Genomic DNA, 15,496 nt, shown 5'->3' with positions numbered 1-15,496 from the left:
ATCATTTTTGATCTTATACAATTTATTTTCCCTAAACCAACTTTATACCTATATCATACTCACGAATGTCCCGTTTGTAAACCAGTTTTTGCCGGATGATCATAAAAAATTAAACAGGCAAAATTCAATAAAAAAAGCCTTCTGCGGGAATGTCCCTTGCAAAAGGCTTACTCGTTATCGTTCAATCCGTAAATAAGTCCGATCCTCGCTGTCGGTTACATCTAATGTTAGTCTAAGTGTGAAGCGCTCTCATTCCGGTTTATCCTTGAGAAGCTTGAGTTGCTTGGTTGGTTTGGGCGGTTTGGGATGAGGAGCATCTTCTGCGCAGCTCCAGCCGTGCCCCCAAAATCCGCACGGCGGCAAGATCCGTAGAGCTGCAGCTCACCTCATGGATTCCATGGCGGTAAACCATCTTCAGGTCGCCGGTTCCCGCCCCGTTCATCCTTAACGTTAACTGCGGCTTGATGCGCCGAGTCCGCTCGATGATATCGGCAAAGCCCCTCGCCGCATCCTCGGTCAATCCCGGATCTCCCCCACTTTCGGTGCCCTCCATATCCAGGACGATCACATCCGCCATCCGCGCGATTTCCGCTGCCGCAGCCGGATTCGTTCGCTCGTCCAGCAGGGCTCCGTACCGGATGCGTACGAACCGCTTTTGGTCCATTAGCGTCTGCTCCGCAACCTCCTCGATAAAATGATGGATGTCCATAAATTCATCGGCGTGCTCAGGCTGAACGGCCAGAAGCTCCAGCTGGCACTCCATGTCCTGTTCCCCGCATTGCTCCAACGCCCGGAACATCGACTCCAGTTGGGCGTCCTGCGCTTCCCGCTCCTCCATCGCATGGGACAGCGCCGGGTCTTCCAGCAGGCTTACCGCACATCGAGACCCCTTCGCTGCCTGGAATACCGAGACCCAGTACGCCGTCCACAGCATAATCAGCCTCCGTCTCAGCATGGAAGACTTCTCTCCCCGCGACTTCAGCCAGGCCGTATACACTTCCTGCAGCAGTCCATGCTGGAGAGCTTCCTCGCCCCGGATCAGTCCGATGCCCTGGGCTCCTTGGCGAATATCGCGCTCTATCCTCTCAGGGACGGCGGTGCGGCTCATGACTTTAAGCCTCCGGTTCCTGTCACTCCATCCGAGCAGCCGATGCAAGGAGGGGCTGATGGTTCCGCTGTGCCGAATTCCCGAAACCCGAAGCGCTTCGTCGATGTCCTCCGGGGCCGCCAACAGCAACAATACCTCCTCATGCGTTATACCGCCCGCCATCGCAAAATGCTTCAGCAGATCCGTCTCGGGAGAGGAATCGCCGGCCGCAAAGTCCACGGCATTCACGGCTTCCCCATTTAAACGCTCTCCCCATTCGCTGCCGGTTCCCCATTGCCTTTCCGTCATGGTTATCGTTCTACTCCCTTTCGCCATGTATTGGATGTTGCCGCCTACCTTACAGCGTATTATGAAACATTTGGAAATATACAGTACACGGGATAAAAGCCGCGGAAAAATCTCGGTACATAATACGAGCGGGGCGCACGCCCGCCTTTGGCAAGAAACCATATTCCAAGGCACGGTGCTTTATGGGCCACATCTGCTCATCATCCATTTGACGAGACGTATAGAACATTTAAAATGGAGGAATGGATTCATGCCGGAAAACGAAAAGGAGAGATCGACATGAGAACCGATTACGATCATTGGAGACCCATTAGCATACCGGATGCCGTCAGGATTTTTGCCGATATCCCTGTGCATTGGTATGTCGCAGGCGGTTGGGCTTTGGATTTGCATTTGGGGGAGCAGACCCGAGAACATGACGATATCGATATCCTGATTCTTCGTGAAGAGCAGGCCGTCGTTTACGCCGCATTAGCCCAAGACTGGACGCTGTACAAAGCTGATCAAGGAACCTTGTCGTTATGGGAGGAAGGCGAATATTTGTATTCTGTCGGGGATGTGTGGGTCAGCAAGGATCATAAAGCCCCATTTTCATTTCAAATCATGTTGGTGGAAACCGAAGGGGACCATTGGATTTATCGCAGGGAACCATCGATCCGAAGGCCGCTCCGAGATATAGCCTTGAAGACAGAACAGGGAGTCCCCTACCTGAAGCCGGAGATACAGCTCTTGTACAAAGGGGGCAGCAAGAATATCCGCGAAAAAGATGAGCAGGATTTCATGAAGGTCCTTCCCTGCCTCAACGACACGGCTAGAGTATGGCTTGCCCATGCGCTTCGGACGCAATTTCCAGAAGGCCATCCCTGGCTCGACTCTCTCAATACAATGGCTTAGCTGCCATTTAGCATCAAAAAAAGGGCACCATTCCCCAAATGAGGAAAGTGCCCTGACATCTTATTTGAAAATAGTTCGATTGGCCTTACTTCTGGCTGGCCGCAATCGCCTGCTCCAAATCATACAGGATGTCGTCGATGGATTCCGTACCGATCGATAGCCGCAGCAGCTCGGGATTCACGCCGGCACTGACTTGTTCTTCCTCGCTCAGCTGCTGGTGCGTCGTGCTGGCCGGATGAATGATCAGCGATTTGGAATCGCCGACGTTGGCCAGATGGGAGAACAGCTTCACGTTCTCAATGACCTTCTGCCCGGCTTTGGCGCCGCCCTTAATGCCAAACGTCAAAATAGCACCTTGGCCCTTCGGCAAATACTTCTGCGCCAGCTCATACGAAGGATGGCTTGGCAGCCCCGCATAGCTGACCCACTCGACGGCCTCATGCTTCTCCAGATACTCGGCAACCTTCAGCGCGTTCTCACTATGGCGCTGCACGCGGAGATGAAGCGTCTCCAATCCTTGCAGCAGCAGCCAGGCGTTAAATGGAGACAGCGAAGCCCCGATATCCCGCAGAAGCTGTACGCGCGCCTTGATGATATATGCAATTGGACCGACGGCCTCGGTATACACGACGCCATGATAACTTGGATCCGGTTCTGTCAATCCAGGGAATTTGCCGCTTGCGCTCCAATCGAACTTGCCGCTGTCGACGATAACGCCGCCGATCGATGTTCCGTGACCGCCGATAAATTTGGTTGCCGAATGAACGACGATATCGGCTCCATACTCGATCGGGCGCAGCAAATACGGGCTCGGGAACGTGTTGTCTACGATGAGCGGAATGCCATGCTCATGGGCGATTGCCGCAACCGCTTCCACGTCTAGCACGTTTCCTTGCGGGTTGCCGATCGTCTCAGCGAACAGCGCTTTCGTCTTGTCGTTAATGGCAGCCCGGAAGTTCTCCGGATTCGAGGAATCGACGAAGTGCACCTTGATTCCGAGCTTTGCCAGCGTGGTGGAGAATAGATTATACGTGCCGCCGTACAAGCTGGAGGAGGAAACGATCTCATCACCAGCACCGGCAATGTTCAGGATCGAGAACGTAATAGCGGCTTGTCCGGAAGCTGTCGCCAGTGCGCCTGCTCCTCCCTCCAGCGCCGCGATCCGCTTCTCGAATACATCGGTCGTCGGGTTCATGATCCGCGTATAAATATTGCCGAATTCCTTCAAGGCAAACAAGTTTGCCGCATGCTCGCTGTCCTTGAAGCCGTAGGATGTCGTCTGATAGAGCGGAACGGCTCGGGATAGGGTTGTCGGGTCGAGCTCCTGGCCGGCATGAACCGCTAACGTTTCAATCGATAGTTGACGTTCTTCTGACATGGATGTTTCCTCCCTTTTCTTCATATGGAAAATAGTATGATTGCTGATTTCCATCATTCTCTCATACTTTCCACAGTTTGAAAAGAGTCATTACCAACTATTTTCATCGGAATTAGAAGTTTTTTTCTGCGGCTTTTATTTATCTTTATCCTCACCGTGCGGATTTACCTTGCCCCAGCCGTATCCCGCTTCCGGCGACGTATCCTCCGGCATCCCCGGAAGGATGAGCCCCCCGTCGATGCGCAAGTTGATGCCTGTAATATAGGATGCTGCATCCGAGCATAGCCAAGCGATCGCTTCACCAATATCGGAAGGGGTTCCGAGCCTCCCCAGCGGAATTTTATCTCCAAGCGGCTCCTTCTCGGCGGATTGCTCCAATTTGTGAACCGTAGCCCCCGGCGCGACGCAGTTTACCCGGATTCCATGCGGCGCCCATTCCAGCGCCAGCGACTGGGCCGCACGAATCAAAGCTGCCTTCATGCCGCCATAAATGCTGTCCTTCGGGTAAGCTCTTTCGCCGCGCGAGGAGGTGATAAAGATGATATTGCCAGGGATCTCGCGGGCAATCATTTCCCTGGCTGCATATTTGCTAAGCAGCAACGGAGCCCTGAAATCGAGGTTGATGGTCGTATCCAGCTCCTCTTCCTCCATTTCGGTGAGCTCCTTATGAAAGCCGATCCCGGCATTGTTGACCAGCAGATCTATGCGTTCAAGCTGCTCCACCGTCTTGCGGATCGTGTTCTCCGCTTCGCTCCGAATCGTGAGATCGCTCTGGATGATCAGAGGCTCCTTGCCATAGATATGGCCGATATCCTCGGCAACGGATAATATCCCCTCTTTGCTCGAGTTGTAGGTGAGCGCGAGCCGATATCCTTTTTCCGCCAAAATCTTCGCAATGCCTCTGCCGATTCCTGCTCCTGCTCCGGTCACCAGCGCTACCTTCTCGACTCCTTGTTGTCCTGCGGTTCCCATAATACGTCTCCTCTCGCATCGATGATTTCATGCGTACATCCGTGAAGATGCACACACCTACTAACTATTTTTACCCGGATCCCCAAAGATTGATTTGCCCTGAAGATAATTGTTGAAACCGCATCCAATATATGACGTATATAAAAGCATAGGTCTGACGATACGAAGGAGCGTGAACTTATGGGTTCGATGTTGTGGGTGATCGCCGGCGTTCTGTTCGCAGCATTTCTGATCATGATCCCTGTCCAGTATCGCTATATCAAGGAACTGAATGAGGACCCTCGAAGAAAAGGCATCAGTCAGGAAGAGTATTATAAAAAGATGTCCTTTCAGGAAGAGCAGCTTCACTACAACGCGCAGAGTTCATTCTGGCCATCGGCCATGGTTGCAGCTTGGATCTATCGCTGGAGACACAGAAAGAAGGGAAAGGGTTAAACCCATCCTTAACGGAGATTTAATCCAATTCGAATGTCATGGTCCGCGGAAAAGAAAAAAATCATCGTCCAAACGGATGATGATTTTTTCATATATTAGGTTTATTTACAAGAGCGAAAAGAGAAGAACATTTAGCCGCGTCTCGCCAATGCATCCATATGGAGGAAAAAGGCATCCTCCAGTGTCGGCTCCTTCTCCAAAAATTCGGGGCCCGGCTGCTTTTTGGCCATCAGGCGGACCTTCATGCGTTCATCGGTCATTTGAAAATGAATGAGCCTCTCTTGCGGAATTCGTTCAAAGTCGCTGAGGTCCACCTCCCCCTCCCATACGCTTGAGGCTACGCTCAGCTTCCATTGCTGCGGCGATCCGTTGTACCGAAGGCGCCCCCGGTGAATCCAGATGACATTATCCGTCGCCTCTTCCCATTCGTTCAGCTCGTGGGCGGCGACAATGACCATCCTCCCCTTGGCGTATTGGGTAAGGTAGGTGATCAGAAATTTGCGTTCCTCGGCGTCCATCCCGTTCAGCGGCTCATCCAGAAACAGAAAGGACGGCGAGGCCAAAAGGGCTTGCACGACCGCGATGCGCCGCTGCACCCCCTGCGATAAATGCTTGACCTTGCTTTTGCGGAACGGCTCCAGCCTGAAGTCCCCGATCAGCTTGTCGATCGCTTCCGGCTGATAGACTCCCTTCAATTCAGCCATATACTTCAGCAGCTTGCCTGCCTTCATATCCCCGTACAGCTCGATATCGGCCGGAACATACCCGATCTGGCTCCGGATGAGCGGGAGATGGTCTGCAGCCTTCCTACCGCTGTACAAAATGTCGCCCGCGTCCGGTGTTTGAAGCGTGGTCAGCAGCTCGATCAGCGTGGTCTTCCCGGCTCCGTTCGCGCCAACGACCAGGTTGAGGCCGGAGGAAATGACCGCCCGCTCGATCTCCAGCCGATACGTGCCGGCCTGCCGCTCCAGTCCTTCGATCCGAATCATGTGGAAGCTCTCCAGGACGCAGCATTCCATTTGAGGCTGCGGCCATAAGAGGATACGAGCAGTGAAACGCCGATGATCAGGAGCACGATATCCGTTGCCATTTTGCCGCTCATGGAAACCCCGTGATCCATGATTTGTCCTTGGAGGATGATCCAGAGTCCATACACAAGGACGGCCGAGACGAGCGAGGCGATCATTCCTTTCCGAAACAGCATATACATGGCGGCTCCGCCGGTGACCAGAAGTATGCCCATCCATTCGAGAACGAATGGCCCGAACAGGAACGTTGAATTTTCGGCTTGCATCGATTTGAAGCCAATAACGATCGTGCTGAGCAGTGCCATTCCGGTCACGATGCCTGTGACGAGCAGCAGCCGAGTATACAAGACTAGCGCCGGCGGATACGGCGTCAGCGTCTCCACAGCCCGCATCCCTTTATCCCATGTACGGCTGCTGAATAGCATGGACACGATGAGCAGAAGCGGGGTAATCAGCGGAAATATGCCGCCGGGAAGCCCACCGAAGTGATCCAGCGGATAGGCTGGATCGATCAGCAGCACCAGCATCAGAAATACCGCGCTGCTGGCGAGCAGAATGGATCGCTGATTCAGCCTGAGCTGGCTGCGGAGGATCTGCTTCAGCGACGGCGGATCCACCTGGGGATTGAAATCAAGCTTCGGTGATTCCGGCTCAACCTTAAGCAGATCGAACTCCCCTTGGAGCGAAGCAATGAGCCGTGAGGTTTCCTCCGGTGTCGGCGGAGGGAGAATCGCGCGCCGAAGCGGTCCCCGCAGCTCGTCCTCAAGTTTTCCCAATTCACGATCGAATGGATGATCCATGGATACACACCTCACTTTCTGTAGCCTTGCGCCGGTCATCCGGCTCTTCTTCCGTGCTTGAGCGGCTCAGGACCTTTCTCTTGGAACGGCCTCCCCGTTCCGATCTTCCGGCCGGGGGCATCGGAACCAATTCTCCTTGCTCTTGGACCAGCGTTTTCTTTAGCTTTCTTAATCCGTTATATAGATGCGTCTTTACCGTGCTAAGGGGGAGGTCCACCAGATCCGCGATTTCCTGAAGCTTAAGGTCATGGAAAAATCTTAGCGTAATGATCTCTTGCTGAACGTCCGGCAAAGTACCGAGCGACACCGCAATTTCATGGGACGTCTCCTGCCTCTCTATCAATTCCTGCGCCCCGGGTGCGGGATCATGGGCATCCGGCAGCTCTTCACCGGCAAGCCCCTCGGACCTGTAGGCTGCGCTTTTCCAGTAATCCTTACACATGTTCAGGGCTACGCGGTACAGCCAGGATCTGACATGTTCCAGCGTCCCATGGGTCCTCAGATGCCGGATCAGGCGGATAAACGTTTCCTGGACGATATCCTGCGCCTTTTGCCTGTCGGTCAGCTGCCTTGTCGTATAGCTTAACAGCGGACCATGGTACCGGGTGACCAGCAGCTCGAACGCCTCCTGATCACCCGCCGCCATCCGTTCGGACAGCTGCTGATCGGAAATCATGCCCCTCCCCCCTTTCTGGATCGATATATCCGTAATTTACCCATTCCGTGCCTCATCCATCAATCGATGCCTTCCCGATTGAATCTCGGCACTGTTATCGCATGCAGAAGCCGTTATTCCCCAACCGTCTGCTTCCATCGCTTCACCCATTCCTCATAAGTGACCGGAGCCTCCGGCTTCATCGCAGGATACCGTTCCGTATCCGGAAACTGAAGGCCGTGCCCATAATAATGGGCGAGCACTTTCTTGACCTGTTCTGCCTTTCCTTCCTTCATCGCCCGCCGGACTTGTCTTGCCATTCCGATCCCGATCTTATTCTGCGGATCGGTCCCGTCCCCGTTCTTGAACAGGAGCTCCTGGACTGATCTTAAGTGTCCGTAAGCACTGCGCAGCTGTTTATCGCTCAGCCCTTTTTCCTCTATATAATACACGTACCAGAACAGGCTGCCGATTTTATTCCGGACATCCTGCTCCGGATGCTCATAATTGCCATAATAAGCAGGCTGATCGCCAAACAGCATGTAGTTCACCCACTCACCCGGCAGATTGCTGCTGAAGTAGGTATACTCCCTTGAGGACAGGATGAGGGAATGCTCCGCGTGAGGCCACTCGATCCCCTGTCCCAAACACAGAATGGTGTCGATGTCCGTGGACATTCCCGGAATCCATGCTGCAAAATAATCATACTTCCCTTTCAGTTCCGTCAATAGTCCCTCAGCCCACTTTTCCAGGTATGGGGTTGTCACAATACGCACCTTGAAATCCGGCCGATGCACTTCGGTCCAGAAGCTTCCCCCGTACAGGGAAACATTCTGCCCGATCCCCTTCGACTCGAAGATCTGGTATCCGGGCCCTCGCTCGACTTCCTTCAAACTGCTGTATAGCGGCTTTGAATATCCCTCTACCTTCAGTTTCATATCACCTACAGAATACCGCTGAATCCCGTAACGCCGGGCCAAGGTAATGTAAGGCGAAGACGTCTCGACCTGCTTGAGGTAAACATGCTGGTGGCCGGGAAGCGGATACCAGGCCATATGGCCCTCGAGCTTCACCTCGTCTCCAAGACTGAAGGCCGCAAAATCATTACGCGAATAATCGGTGCGGTAATCCATTACGCTTCCGAAATAAACCAGCTCGGCCTCGATTTCCTGCCGCGAATTCGCCGGAAGACTGATTGTCAGCATCTCCCCCCGCCTCCGGTAAGGAGCGTCGTTGCCTTGAATTCGAACACGCTCCAACGTGAAGAAACGGTTCAACGTCAGCGGAAGCTCCGACTTCCCTGCCAGCTCCCCAGCGGGGATTCGAAGCCGGGCTGTGACTCGCAGATTATCGTTAGGGAGCCGTTTCAGCTCGAGATCATAGGAGGATACCGTAAATATCGTTGCCGGCACCGGATCATCGGTAAGCCCGATGGATGGGTCCGATAGCTTGCTGCCCAGCTGCTCATACCGCTCTGCCCATAAGCTGCCGTATGGCATGAAGATGGCTCCAGCCAACACGAGGGCTGCCACCGCCGCCGCCCAAATCCTTTTTACATGCATCGTCGGGCGCTTCCGGTTCAGTAGCAGCAGACTTACCGCGAGCAACAACCCCGTAAAGGCCAGCACGAACCAGCGCGAACGGGAGATATCCGCAGATATGAGGGCATAGCTCCAATTTTCATATTGTAATGCTTCGGACTGAATGAAGAACTGATTCAAATGAAAGACTTCGGCCGGATACCATCCGAGCTGAGTAATAATAAAAATATCCATGAAAAAGGTGCCGAACATCCATGCGCAAAAGCCGATCAAATAGACAATCCGATTCGGAATGCTGGCCCCCAGCACCATGGCCAGCGCAAGGGTGACCATATACGAGATCTCGTACTGCATGGCGAATTGCATCGTATAATGCATAGCGATTCCGCCCGCAATCCCCTGGCTGATCGAGATCGTGTAGAAGATAAACGCTGTCGGAAGCGTGAACAAGGACAAATACAGCATGCTTACGGCATATTTGGACGATAACAGCGTCAGGAACGATACTGGCAAGCTGTGATTCCACTCGAACGAGCGCCGTAAAACATCCCTTCGCATGGATAAGATGCCGATCAGCATCGCGGGACCGAGCGTCATCGTGTGCCCGAGCATATGAAACTTGTAAGCCATCGTATACAGGTTCTGCTCGGTGCCGCCTCCGCTATTCAACATGTTCATGGCGAACAAAATCGCATAGATGACCGGCAAGGATGCAAACACCGGATTGCCGAACAGCAGCCGGCATTCCAGCACGGCATGTCTCCACCATTTACACATCCCGATCCCTCCGCAGCAGGGCCAGATAGCCGTCCTCCAGGGACGGTTCAGCCGGGTGCGCACCCGCAAACGGCCTCTTTCCTACAAAACGGCACAAAATGCCTTCCGGTACAGCTTTCGTGGATACAACCTGCATCGGATCTACGCGGGAGAACGCATCGGCTGACAGCACCGCTTCCCACACTTGTCCGTTGCCGCAGGCCTGCAGCTCGCCGAGCGTTCCGGACATGACCAGTCTCCCCATGTTCATGACGGCGATCCGGCGGCAGTTGCTCTCAATGTCAGCGACGATGTGCGTGGACAGCAGCACGGTCCGGTCAATGCTAAAGCGGGTAAGGACGTTGCGGAACCGGACCCGTTCCTGCGGATCCAGGCCGGAGGTCGGCTCATCCACGATAAGGATATCGGGGGATCCGAGAAGGGCCTGAGCAATGCCCAGGCGCTGCTTCATACCGCCCGAATAAGTACGAACCTTCTTGTCGGCTTTATCCTGGAGATTCACCGTCTCCAAGAGTCTGGCGACCTCCTTTCTCCTCGCCTCCCGATCCTTTATGCCCTTCATTACGGCTGCGTAGTCGAGATAATCTCTGCCCGTCAGCTGCGGATAAATATGAAAATGCTGGGGCAAGTAACCGATCATCGGGCGAATCTCCTCCGGCCTTGTGATCGAAATGCCATTTACCCTCACCTGTCCGGATGTCGGGGCCAGCAGTGTCGCCAATATGCGCATCAGCGTCGTTTTGCCCGCCCCGTTAGGCCCGAGCAATCCGGTCATGCCTTTATCCAATTGGAGCGACACGTCAAGGAGCGCCCATGCCCCTTTCCGGTACGTCTTCGATAAATGCTCGATGGTAATCATGCAATAACCCTTTCAGCTATTTCTTATGGACCTGATTCGTTAAGCCGCGCGGCTTCTGTATTGAAAACGAACAGGGCGGAAAAAAAGTTTAACCAATGCATCTAAATGAACAAAAAAATGCGTATAACGTAGCGCAGCTTGTAACGCGGCCAAATCATTGTAGGCCAAACGGAAGGCCATCTCAAGATCAGGTCAAAAAGGCTTGGAGTGCTAAATCATATAGCCATGCCTTTCGGAACAGCCTTGCCTTTTGGAAATACCATGTCTTTCGGAATTAATTACCTTGCCCTTTAGGACGCGGCACCAAATCCAGACTGCCACTATAAAAAGCCCGTTATCCCTAACGGATAGCGGGCAGTGCCTGCTGGCAATTCATCCGCTCAATCATTTACGGACTGAATCATTGACCGCATGAATGGTTCAGCGATGCTGCTCATACCGGTTGGCCCGGGTGATCGCCTGAACCCGCTGAACAACCTGCGGAGACAGCGGCTCCATCTCGCCGGCGGCTAGATTATGAAGCAGCTGATCCAGCGAGCTTGCTCCCGGGATCGTACAGGCCACAGCAGCATGGGATAATGCATATCGAATGGCGAGATGGGACACATCCATGCCGTCTGCATGCTCTTCCAGCTGCTTCAGCAGGCTCAAAAGCTCGTCCTTGCTGTAATCCAGATAGCCCTTCTCCGCCTTGGCTTCGCCGCTTCCCGACAAGATGCCTCGCGCAACCGGCCCCCGGGCGATAAGGGAGATGCCTTGCTCCTTCAGCAGATCCAGCACTTCTTCCTCAGGCCTCCGATCCAGAATGCTGTACTGGCTCATGACGCTCACGATATTCGAGCGTTTCGCATACTCCCGAATCACATTGGGGCGAATCGACGATATCCCGTAATAGCGGATAAGTCCTTCCTGCTTCAGCTCCTCGAACGCCTCGATCGTCTCATCGATCGGATCGTCGATCGTCCCTCCATGCAGCTGGTACAGGTCGATATAATCGGTTCCCAGCCTGTGCAGACTGTCCTTCACGGCCGACTTGATGTACGCCTTCGAGGGATCCCATACCCAGCCTTCCTGGCCGGGCACGCGCCGGTTCCCGACTTTGGTCGCGATGATGACATCGCTGCGCCGTCCGCGCACGGCCTTGCCGACCAATTCCTCATTTCGTCCTTCATCGTACAGATCGGCCGTATCGAGGAAGTTCACGCCCTGGTCCAGCGCCTCATGGATCAACTTAACAGCCTTTCCTTCCTCCGTACCCAGCGACATGCAGCCAAGACCAATTTCGCTTACCAGCAGCTCCGAAGAACCTAACCGATTGAATAACATGCTCCATTCCTCCTCATCATATATCCATCATGCTCTATTCTCATCCATTACTTACCCGATAATATCGCTCCAGATTTTAACGGCGGTGAGTGCAATCAAACCAGCCAGTGCATACCGGAGCAGTCGGACATTCAGTCTTCGGCTCACCATCGCGCCGATCGGTGCCCCGAGCAGGCTTCCCGCAACCGCGAACAGGGACGGCCACAGCGGAATGTCTCCCGAAGCCAATTTGCCGATCACCCCGCCGACGGCAGACAAAAACACGATGGCAAGCGAAGAGGCAATCGTGATCCTTGTCGGAATTTTCAGGACGGTCAGCATAATGGGAATCAAAATAAATGCCCCGCCCGCACCAACGATGCCTGCAATCCCTCCGACGAGAAATGCCGATCCCGAGGCGATCCACGGATTGAAGGTAACCTCCTGCACCGTTCGGCTCTCCATCGTCGCCCGCGTAGGAACGATCATGAGCAGAACCGCGATAACCGCCAGGAAACCATAAATCACATTGATGGCCGCGCTGCTCATGACCATGGAGGACAGGCTTCCGATTAAGCTTCCGACCAGCGTGCTGACACCCATCTGCAATACCAACGGCCGATGGATATAGGCCTCTCCTTTACGGGAGCTTACCCGGTTCGCCAGCATCCCTGACAAGGAAGCAAAGAAAACCTGCAGCATGCTGATCGCCGCCACTTCCTTGGAGGTAAACACTTCAAGGCCAAACCATTCAGGCATGTACAATAAAAGGGGGAAATTGATAATCGCCCCGCCGATCCCGAGAAGTCCCGAGAAGAAGGAGCCGATAAGGCCGATTAAGACCATAATGACGAGCTGCATGATCATGATGATCGATCTCCGTTCTATTAGATTGATTGACCACCTTCATATAGATGCCACGCCCCGCTCCGCCGTGGAGCCTATGCACGCGGTACGAAAATGAACAAATCTGGGCGCAGGTGGCTATTGAAAGTGCCCGGATCCTGATCTATAATTAAAACCAAGTATTTATATCGGAAATGTGGAGGTGTACAGGTGTGTTCAGTAAACTGAAAAATCTTTTTCAGGACCGCTGTCCGGATTGCGAACAGAGACTCGTTTCGCGCTATGACGACATGGCGCTGATTAAGCACTGCCCGGATCACCATTACACCGAAGAAATATATAATCAACTGGGCGTTACCATCGTGTACCACCCCAGTAAAGATAAATCGAGCCGGGGCGACTAAGGATCAGGGCGTTATTTCCCTTCCTCCATCTCCCGCCATGATCTTCCGGCCGCCCTCAGCATCAACAGCACCGCAGCTTGGGAAATCAGAACGGCTATAGCCAAGATGAACAGCCAAATGGCCATCATATCCTGGTCAATGTTCAAAGTGAACGGATAAGATGCAAGCCATAGCCCTTGTACGGTCATAAACCACCCAAGACAAACCCGAGCTCTACCGGCTATATTCAGCGAAGACTCACCCGAGAAACTCGACATGATCCCCTTACAGATCCCGTAAATAAGGAGCGTACTAAGCAGCATGTCCAATAATCGAAGGGATAGCTCTAAGATCGTAGGCGGCAGGCCGTTTAAGAAGCCTGTCCCCGGCTCCCCAACAATCATCCGGGCAATGGACCCGATCAGAAGCAGCAGGGCTGCTGCTCCTCCTGCCTGAAAGAAACGGCTCCTCTCGGAGAGCGTCCATAAGCCGGATGCAGCCAGCAGATAGCCGAGCGGGTCCGGCAGGAGGTCCAATCCCCCCACTCTCACATTGATCAATACTAGGAGGAGTCCCCAGGCGATACGGTAACAGGCGCTGCTCATAACGCTCCCCTTCTTTCCCGGACGTATTCCGTAATTTCCCGCTCCGTCGGTGAAGGGTAATAGGCAAAATGATGGACACTTTGCCAGGGTGCCCGATCGCCCTCGGCATACTCAAGCCGAAGGCGCAGCTGGTAAACCTGCATCCGCTTCGCAGGCGAGGACAGGTTAAACTTGTAAGCGACCTTGACGGAATCCCCTTGATTGAGCCGGACCGGCAGCGGAAGGTCAAGAATCGGGACACCCGATAGCTTGATTTCGGCTTCCGAGGGTGCTTCCGAACGGTGACTGACGCCCGGTGTCCGTTTTACGATGTCCGCATGCACCAGCAAATCCCCTTCCTCAACCATGCTCATATAAACTGAGGATAGACCGGTCAGATTGACCGGACGCCGGACTGCCAACCGATCATATCCGGAATGGTCCGAGGATCCTGCACCTGATGTCCATTGTATGGGATCATGGTCTCGATTTACATGATCCCTGGGCACAAGATGGATTTCTCCGATGTGCACCTTTTCCGATGATCCGTCACTATATAAGGCGGTTACTTGTCTAATGACTGCTGGCTCTTTTATTTCCGGAGGCTCTTGCCCCGAATCTGCGCTGTCGAAGCTCACGATCATTTTCCCTAATGACTGTTTTCGATATTCTGCATAATTAGGATAAGGACTCACCTGCAGCCCGGGATAGCCTTCAATATAAATGTCGATCAGCTTCCTTTCCAGCCGCTTGTCCTCCAAATAGTACAAGTCGAAGTAGTCGCCTGCTTCGGGGATGACCTCGATGTAATGCTCCAAGAATACGGTTCGCTCCAAGCGATTCGCTTGGTCATACCAAATGTTCCCGACCCAGCTTCCGGCAATCAACAGCATCGCCAGGAAATAATACCCCTTTCCCCGCATAGCTCTAAAATCTCCTTAACGTTCAGGTATGTATCCTTACCTATATTATCATGTAAATGTGAGAAGAAGGTTTGATCCATATAAAAATTTCATAAGGCTGGGCCGACCGCTCCCCCTCACCCAAATAAGAGAACCTCCAAATGGACAAACTATGGAAAACCTCATCCAAGGAAGGTGCATCCATGAACCCATCGCTGCAAGACGTAACGAATTGGTTTAACGGCAAGAGCAATCACACCCTGATGATTGAAAAGGAAGAGGAGCGGGATCGCGACCGGGTGCAGCTGCGTCTTGAGCGTTTTGACGTCAGCGAACACCATAACCAGTCGATCGACGGATACGGAGACAGCCGCTGCCTGCTCCTGCACGGACCGGGCGTCGTCATCACCGCCGGCCACGAAGCGCCGCTTCCGGGCGATAGCTTTGTCATCGGCCTTGACGATCTCACCGGAACGGAAGTCAGGGAGGATCAGGTCGTGCTGTTGACGGAGCGGGGCAAATACTCGATCACGACCGGGGCATCCCCGGATGTCCCGGGTACCCCGCAGTAGGCTGGTTCAGCCAACCTGACCACAAAAAAAACAGCCGGACCGGCAGATCCCCATGATCTGCCGGTTCTTCGGCTGCTTTTTGCTTTTGATGTTTAGTCGATGCAGTTTTCTTCAAGCCCATTCTTACTGCTGCCCGTACGATGTTCATCCTAAAGGCTCGAACGACGCG

General features: G+C 53.6%; 16 protein-coding genes. 4 read left to right on the top strand and 12 right to left on the bottom strand.

Translation table 11 applies throughout. The annotated features are described in order from the left end of the window. Positions 1–259: 259 nt before the first annotated feature. On the bottom strand, positions 260–1,396 hold the full coding sequence (locus tag NSQ46_RS03885) for a PEP-utilizing enzyme, TIM barrel domain protein (protein WP_342576356.1): 1,137 nt from the start codon (positions 1,394–1,396) through the stop codon (positions 260–262). Between the two features lie 279 nt (positions 1,397–1,675). Here NSQ46_RS03885 and NSQ46_RS03880 point away from each other — a divergent pair, with 279 nt between their 5' ends. Further along, positions 1,676–2,290 carry a hypothetical protein gene (locus tag NSQ46_RS03880; RefSeq protein ID WP_144873178.1) on the top strand — a complete coding sequence of 205 codons (615 nt, stop codon included), beginning with the start codon at positions 1,676–1,678 and terminating at the stop codon, positions 2,288–2,290. 85 nt (positions 2,291–2,375) lie between these two features. Here NSQ46_RS03880 and NSQ46_RS03875 read toward each other — a convergent pair whose 3' ends face one another. Continuing rightward, a complete protein-coding gene (locus NSQ46_RS03875; RefSeq protein ID WP_007131710.1) occupies positions 2,376–3,668 on the bottom strand; it encodes a homocysteine synthase in 1,293 nt (430 codons plus the stop codon). A gap of 135 nt (positions 3,669–3,803) precedes the next feature. Beyond that, on the bottom strand, positions 3,804–4,640 hold the full coding sequence (locus tag NSQ46_RS03870) for an SDR family oxidoreductase (protein WP_144878266.1): 837 nt from the start codon (positions 4,638–4,640) through the stop codon (positions 3,804–3,806). 180 nt (positions 4,641–4,820) lie between these two features. Between NSQ46_RS03870 and NSQ46_RS03865 the strand changes: the two genes are divergently transcribed. Next, positions 4,821–5,075 (top strand): DUF3949 domain-containing protein, encoded by a 255-nt coding sequence (locus tag NSQ46_RS03865; RefSeq protein WP_144878267.1) that lies wholly within the window; start codon positions 4,821–4,823, stop codon positions 5,073–5,075. 131 nt (positions 5,076–5,206) lie between these two features. Here the strand turns inward: NSQ46_RS03865 and NSQ46_RS03860 are convergent, their stop codons facing one another. The 7 genes from NSQ46_RS03860 to NSQ46_RS03830 form a co-directional block, all read right to left on the bottom strand. After that, positions 5,207–6,064 (bottom strand): ABC transporter ATP-binding protein, encoded by an 858-nt coding sequence (locus NSQ46_RS03860; protein WP_007131713.1) that lies wholly within the window; start codon positions 6,062–6,064, stop codon positions 5,207–5,209. Beyond that, positions 6,061–6,903, bottom strand: coding sequence for a hypothetical protein (locus NSQ46_RS03855; protein ID WP_342576355.1), 843 nt, complete (start codon positions 6,901–6,903; stop codon positions 6,061–6,063). Before NSQ46_RS03855 ends, NSQ46_RS03860 begins: the two co-directional genes overlap by 4 nt. Further along, the gene (locus NSQ46_RS03850) at positions 6,881–7,579 is read right to left on the bottom strand and encodes an RNA polymerase sigma factor (RefSeq protein WP_144872281.1); all 699 of its coding nucleotides are present in this window, start codon (positions 7,577–7,579) and stop codon (positions 6,881–6,883) included. The genes NSQ46_RS03855 and NSQ46_RS03850 overlap by 23 nt, the downstream gene beginning before the upstream one ends. Positions 7,580–7,692: 113 nt before the next feature. Continuing rightward, positions 7,693–9,876, bottom strand: a complete 2,184-nt coding sequence (locus NSQ46_RS03845) for an ABC transporter permease (RefSeq protein ID WP_144881268.1) — start codon at positions 9,874–9,876, stop codon at positions 7,693–7,695. Next, entirely contained in the window at positions 9,869–10,735 is an 867-nt protein-coding gene (locus NSQ46_RS03840) for an ABC transporter ATP-binding protein (RefSeq protein WP_144878269.1), read from the bottom strand. Before NSQ46_RS03840 ends, NSQ46_RS03845 begins: the two co-directional genes overlap by 8 nt. Before the next feature lie 420 nt (positions 10,736–11,155). After that, positions 11,156–12,061 (bottom strand): aldo/keto reductase, encoded by a 906-nt coding sequence (locus NSQ46_RS03835; protein WP_144878270.1) that lies wholly within the window; start codon positions 12,059–12,061, stop codon positions 11,156–11,158. A gap of 51 nt (positions 12,062–12,112) precedes the next feature. Further along, entirely contained in the window at positions 12,113–12,907 is a 795-nt protein-coding gene (locus NSQ46_RS03830) for a sulfite exporter TauE/SafE family protein (protein ID WP_144872289.1), read from the bottom strand. Between the two features lie 191 nt (positions 12,908–13,098). Here NSQ46_RS03830 and NSQ46_RS03825 point away from each other — a divergent pair, with 191 nt between their 5' ends. Further along, a complete protein-coding gene (locus tag NSQ46_RS03825; protein ID WP_007131720.1) occupies positions 13,099–13,290 on the top strand; it encodes a hypothetical protein in 192 nt (63 codons plus the stop codon). A gap of 11 nt (positions 13,291–13,301) precedes the next feature. Here NSQ46_RS03825 and NSQ46_RS03820 read toward each other — a convergent pair whose 3' ends face one another. Both NSQ46_RS03820 and NSQ46_RS03815 read right to left on the bottom strand, forming a co-directional pair. After that, positions 13,302–13,874 carry a hypothetical protein gene (locus NSQ46_RS03820; RefSeq protein ID WP_007131721.1) on the bottom strand — a complete coding sequence of 191 codons (573 nt, stop codon included), beginning with the start codon at positions 13,872–13,874 and terminating at the stop codon, positions 13,302–13,304. Then, entirely contained in the window at positions 13,871–14,776 is a 906-nt protein-coding gene (locus NSQ46_RS03815; protein WP_007131722.1) for a hypothetical protein, read from the bottom strand. The genes NSQ46_RS03820 and NSQ46_RS03815 overlap by 4 nt, the downstream gene beginning before the upstream one ends. 140 nt (positions 14,777–14,916) lie before the next feature. Between NSQ46_RS03815 and NSQ46_RS03810 the strand changes: the two genes are divergently transcribed. After that, positions 14,917–15,327 carry a hypothetical protein gene (locus NSQ46_RS03810; protein WP_244152765.1) on the top strand — a complete coding sequence of 137 codons (411 nt, stop codon included), beginning with the start codon at positions 14,917–14,919 and terminating at the stop codon, positions 15,325–15,327. Positions 15,328–15,496 lie beyond the last annotated feature (169 nt).

This window comes from Paenibacillus sp. FSL M8-0142 (assembly GCF_038597315.1).
GTDB classification, from domain to species: domain Bacteria; phylum Bacillota; class Bacilli; order Paenibacillales; family Paenibacillaceae; genus Paenibacillus_AQ; species Paenibacillus_AQ lactis.
The sequence above is the reverse complement of the archived record's forward strand: the minus strand, read 5'-3'. Positions and strand labels throughout refer to the sequence as shown.

What these genes read in the sequence shown, in the direction of transcription:
- NSQ46_RS03885 (WP_342576356.1), bottom strand. Translation starts at nt 1,396, where the DNA reads ATGACGGAAAGGCAATGGGGAACCGGCAGCGAATGGGGAGAGCGTTTA.
- NSQ46_RS03880 (WP_144873178.1), top strand. Translation starts at nt 1,676, where the DNA reads ATGAGAACCGATTACGATCATTGGAGACCCATTAGCATACCGGATGCC.
- NSQ46_RS03875 (WP_007131710.1), bottom strand. Translation starts at nt 3,668, where the DNA reads ATGTCAGAAGAACGTCAACTATCGATTGAAACGTTAGCGGTTCATGCC.
- NSQ46_RS03870 (WP_144878266.1), bottom strand. Translation starts at nt 4,640, where the DNA reads ATGGGAACCGCAGGACAACAAGGAGTCGAGAAGGTAGCGCTGGTGACC.
- NSQ46_RS03865 (WP_144878267.1), top strand. Translation starts at nt 4,821, where the DNA reads ATGGGTTCGATGTTGTGGGTGATCGCCGGCGTTCTGTTCGCAGCATTT.
- NSQ46_RS03860 (WP_007131713.1), bottom strand. Translation starts at nt 6,064, where the DNA reads ATGATTCGGATCGAAGGACTGGAGCGGCAGGCCGGCACGTATCGGCTG.
- NSQ46_RS03855 (WP_342576355.1), bottom strand. Translation starts at nt 6,903, where the DNA reads ATGGATCATCCATTCGATCGTGAATTGGGAAAACTTGAGGACGAGCTG.
- NSQ46_RS03850 (WP_144872281.1), bottom strand. Translation starts at nt 7,579, where the DNA reads ATGATTTCCGATCAGCAGCTGTCCGAACGGATGGCGGCGGGTGATCAG.
- NSQ46_RS03845 (WP_144881268.1), bottom strand. Translation starts at nt 9,876, where the DNA reads ATGTGTAAATGGTGGAGACATGCCGTGCTGGAATGCCGGCTGCTGTTC.
- NSQ46_RS03840 (WP_144878269.1), bottom strand. Translation starts at nt 10,735, where the DNA reads ATGATTACCATCGAGCATTTATCGAAGACGTACCGGAAAGGGGCATGG.
- NSQ46_RS03835 (WP_144878270.1), bottom strand. Translation starts at nt 12,061, where the DNA reads ATGTTATTCAATCGGTTAGGTTCTTCGGAGCTGCTGGTAAGCGAAATT.
- NSQ46_RS03830 (WP_144872289.1), bottom strand. Translation starts at nt 12,907, where the DNA reads ATGATCATGCAGCTCGTCATTATGGTCTTAATCGGCCTTATCGGCTCC.
- NSQ46_RS03820 (WP_007131721.1), bottom strand. Translation starts at nt 13,874, where the DNA reads ATGAGCAGCGCCTGTTACCGTATCGCCTGGGGACTCCTCCTAGTATTG.
- NSQ46_RS03815 (WP_007131722.1), bottom strand. Translation starts at nt 14,776, where the DNA reads ATGCGGGGAAAGGGGTATTATTTCCTGGCGATGCTGTTGATTGCCGGA.
- NSQ46_RS03810 (WP_244152765.1), top strand. Translation starts at nt 14,917, where the DNA reads ATGGACAAACTATGGAAAACCTCATCCAAGGAAGGTGCATCCATGAAC.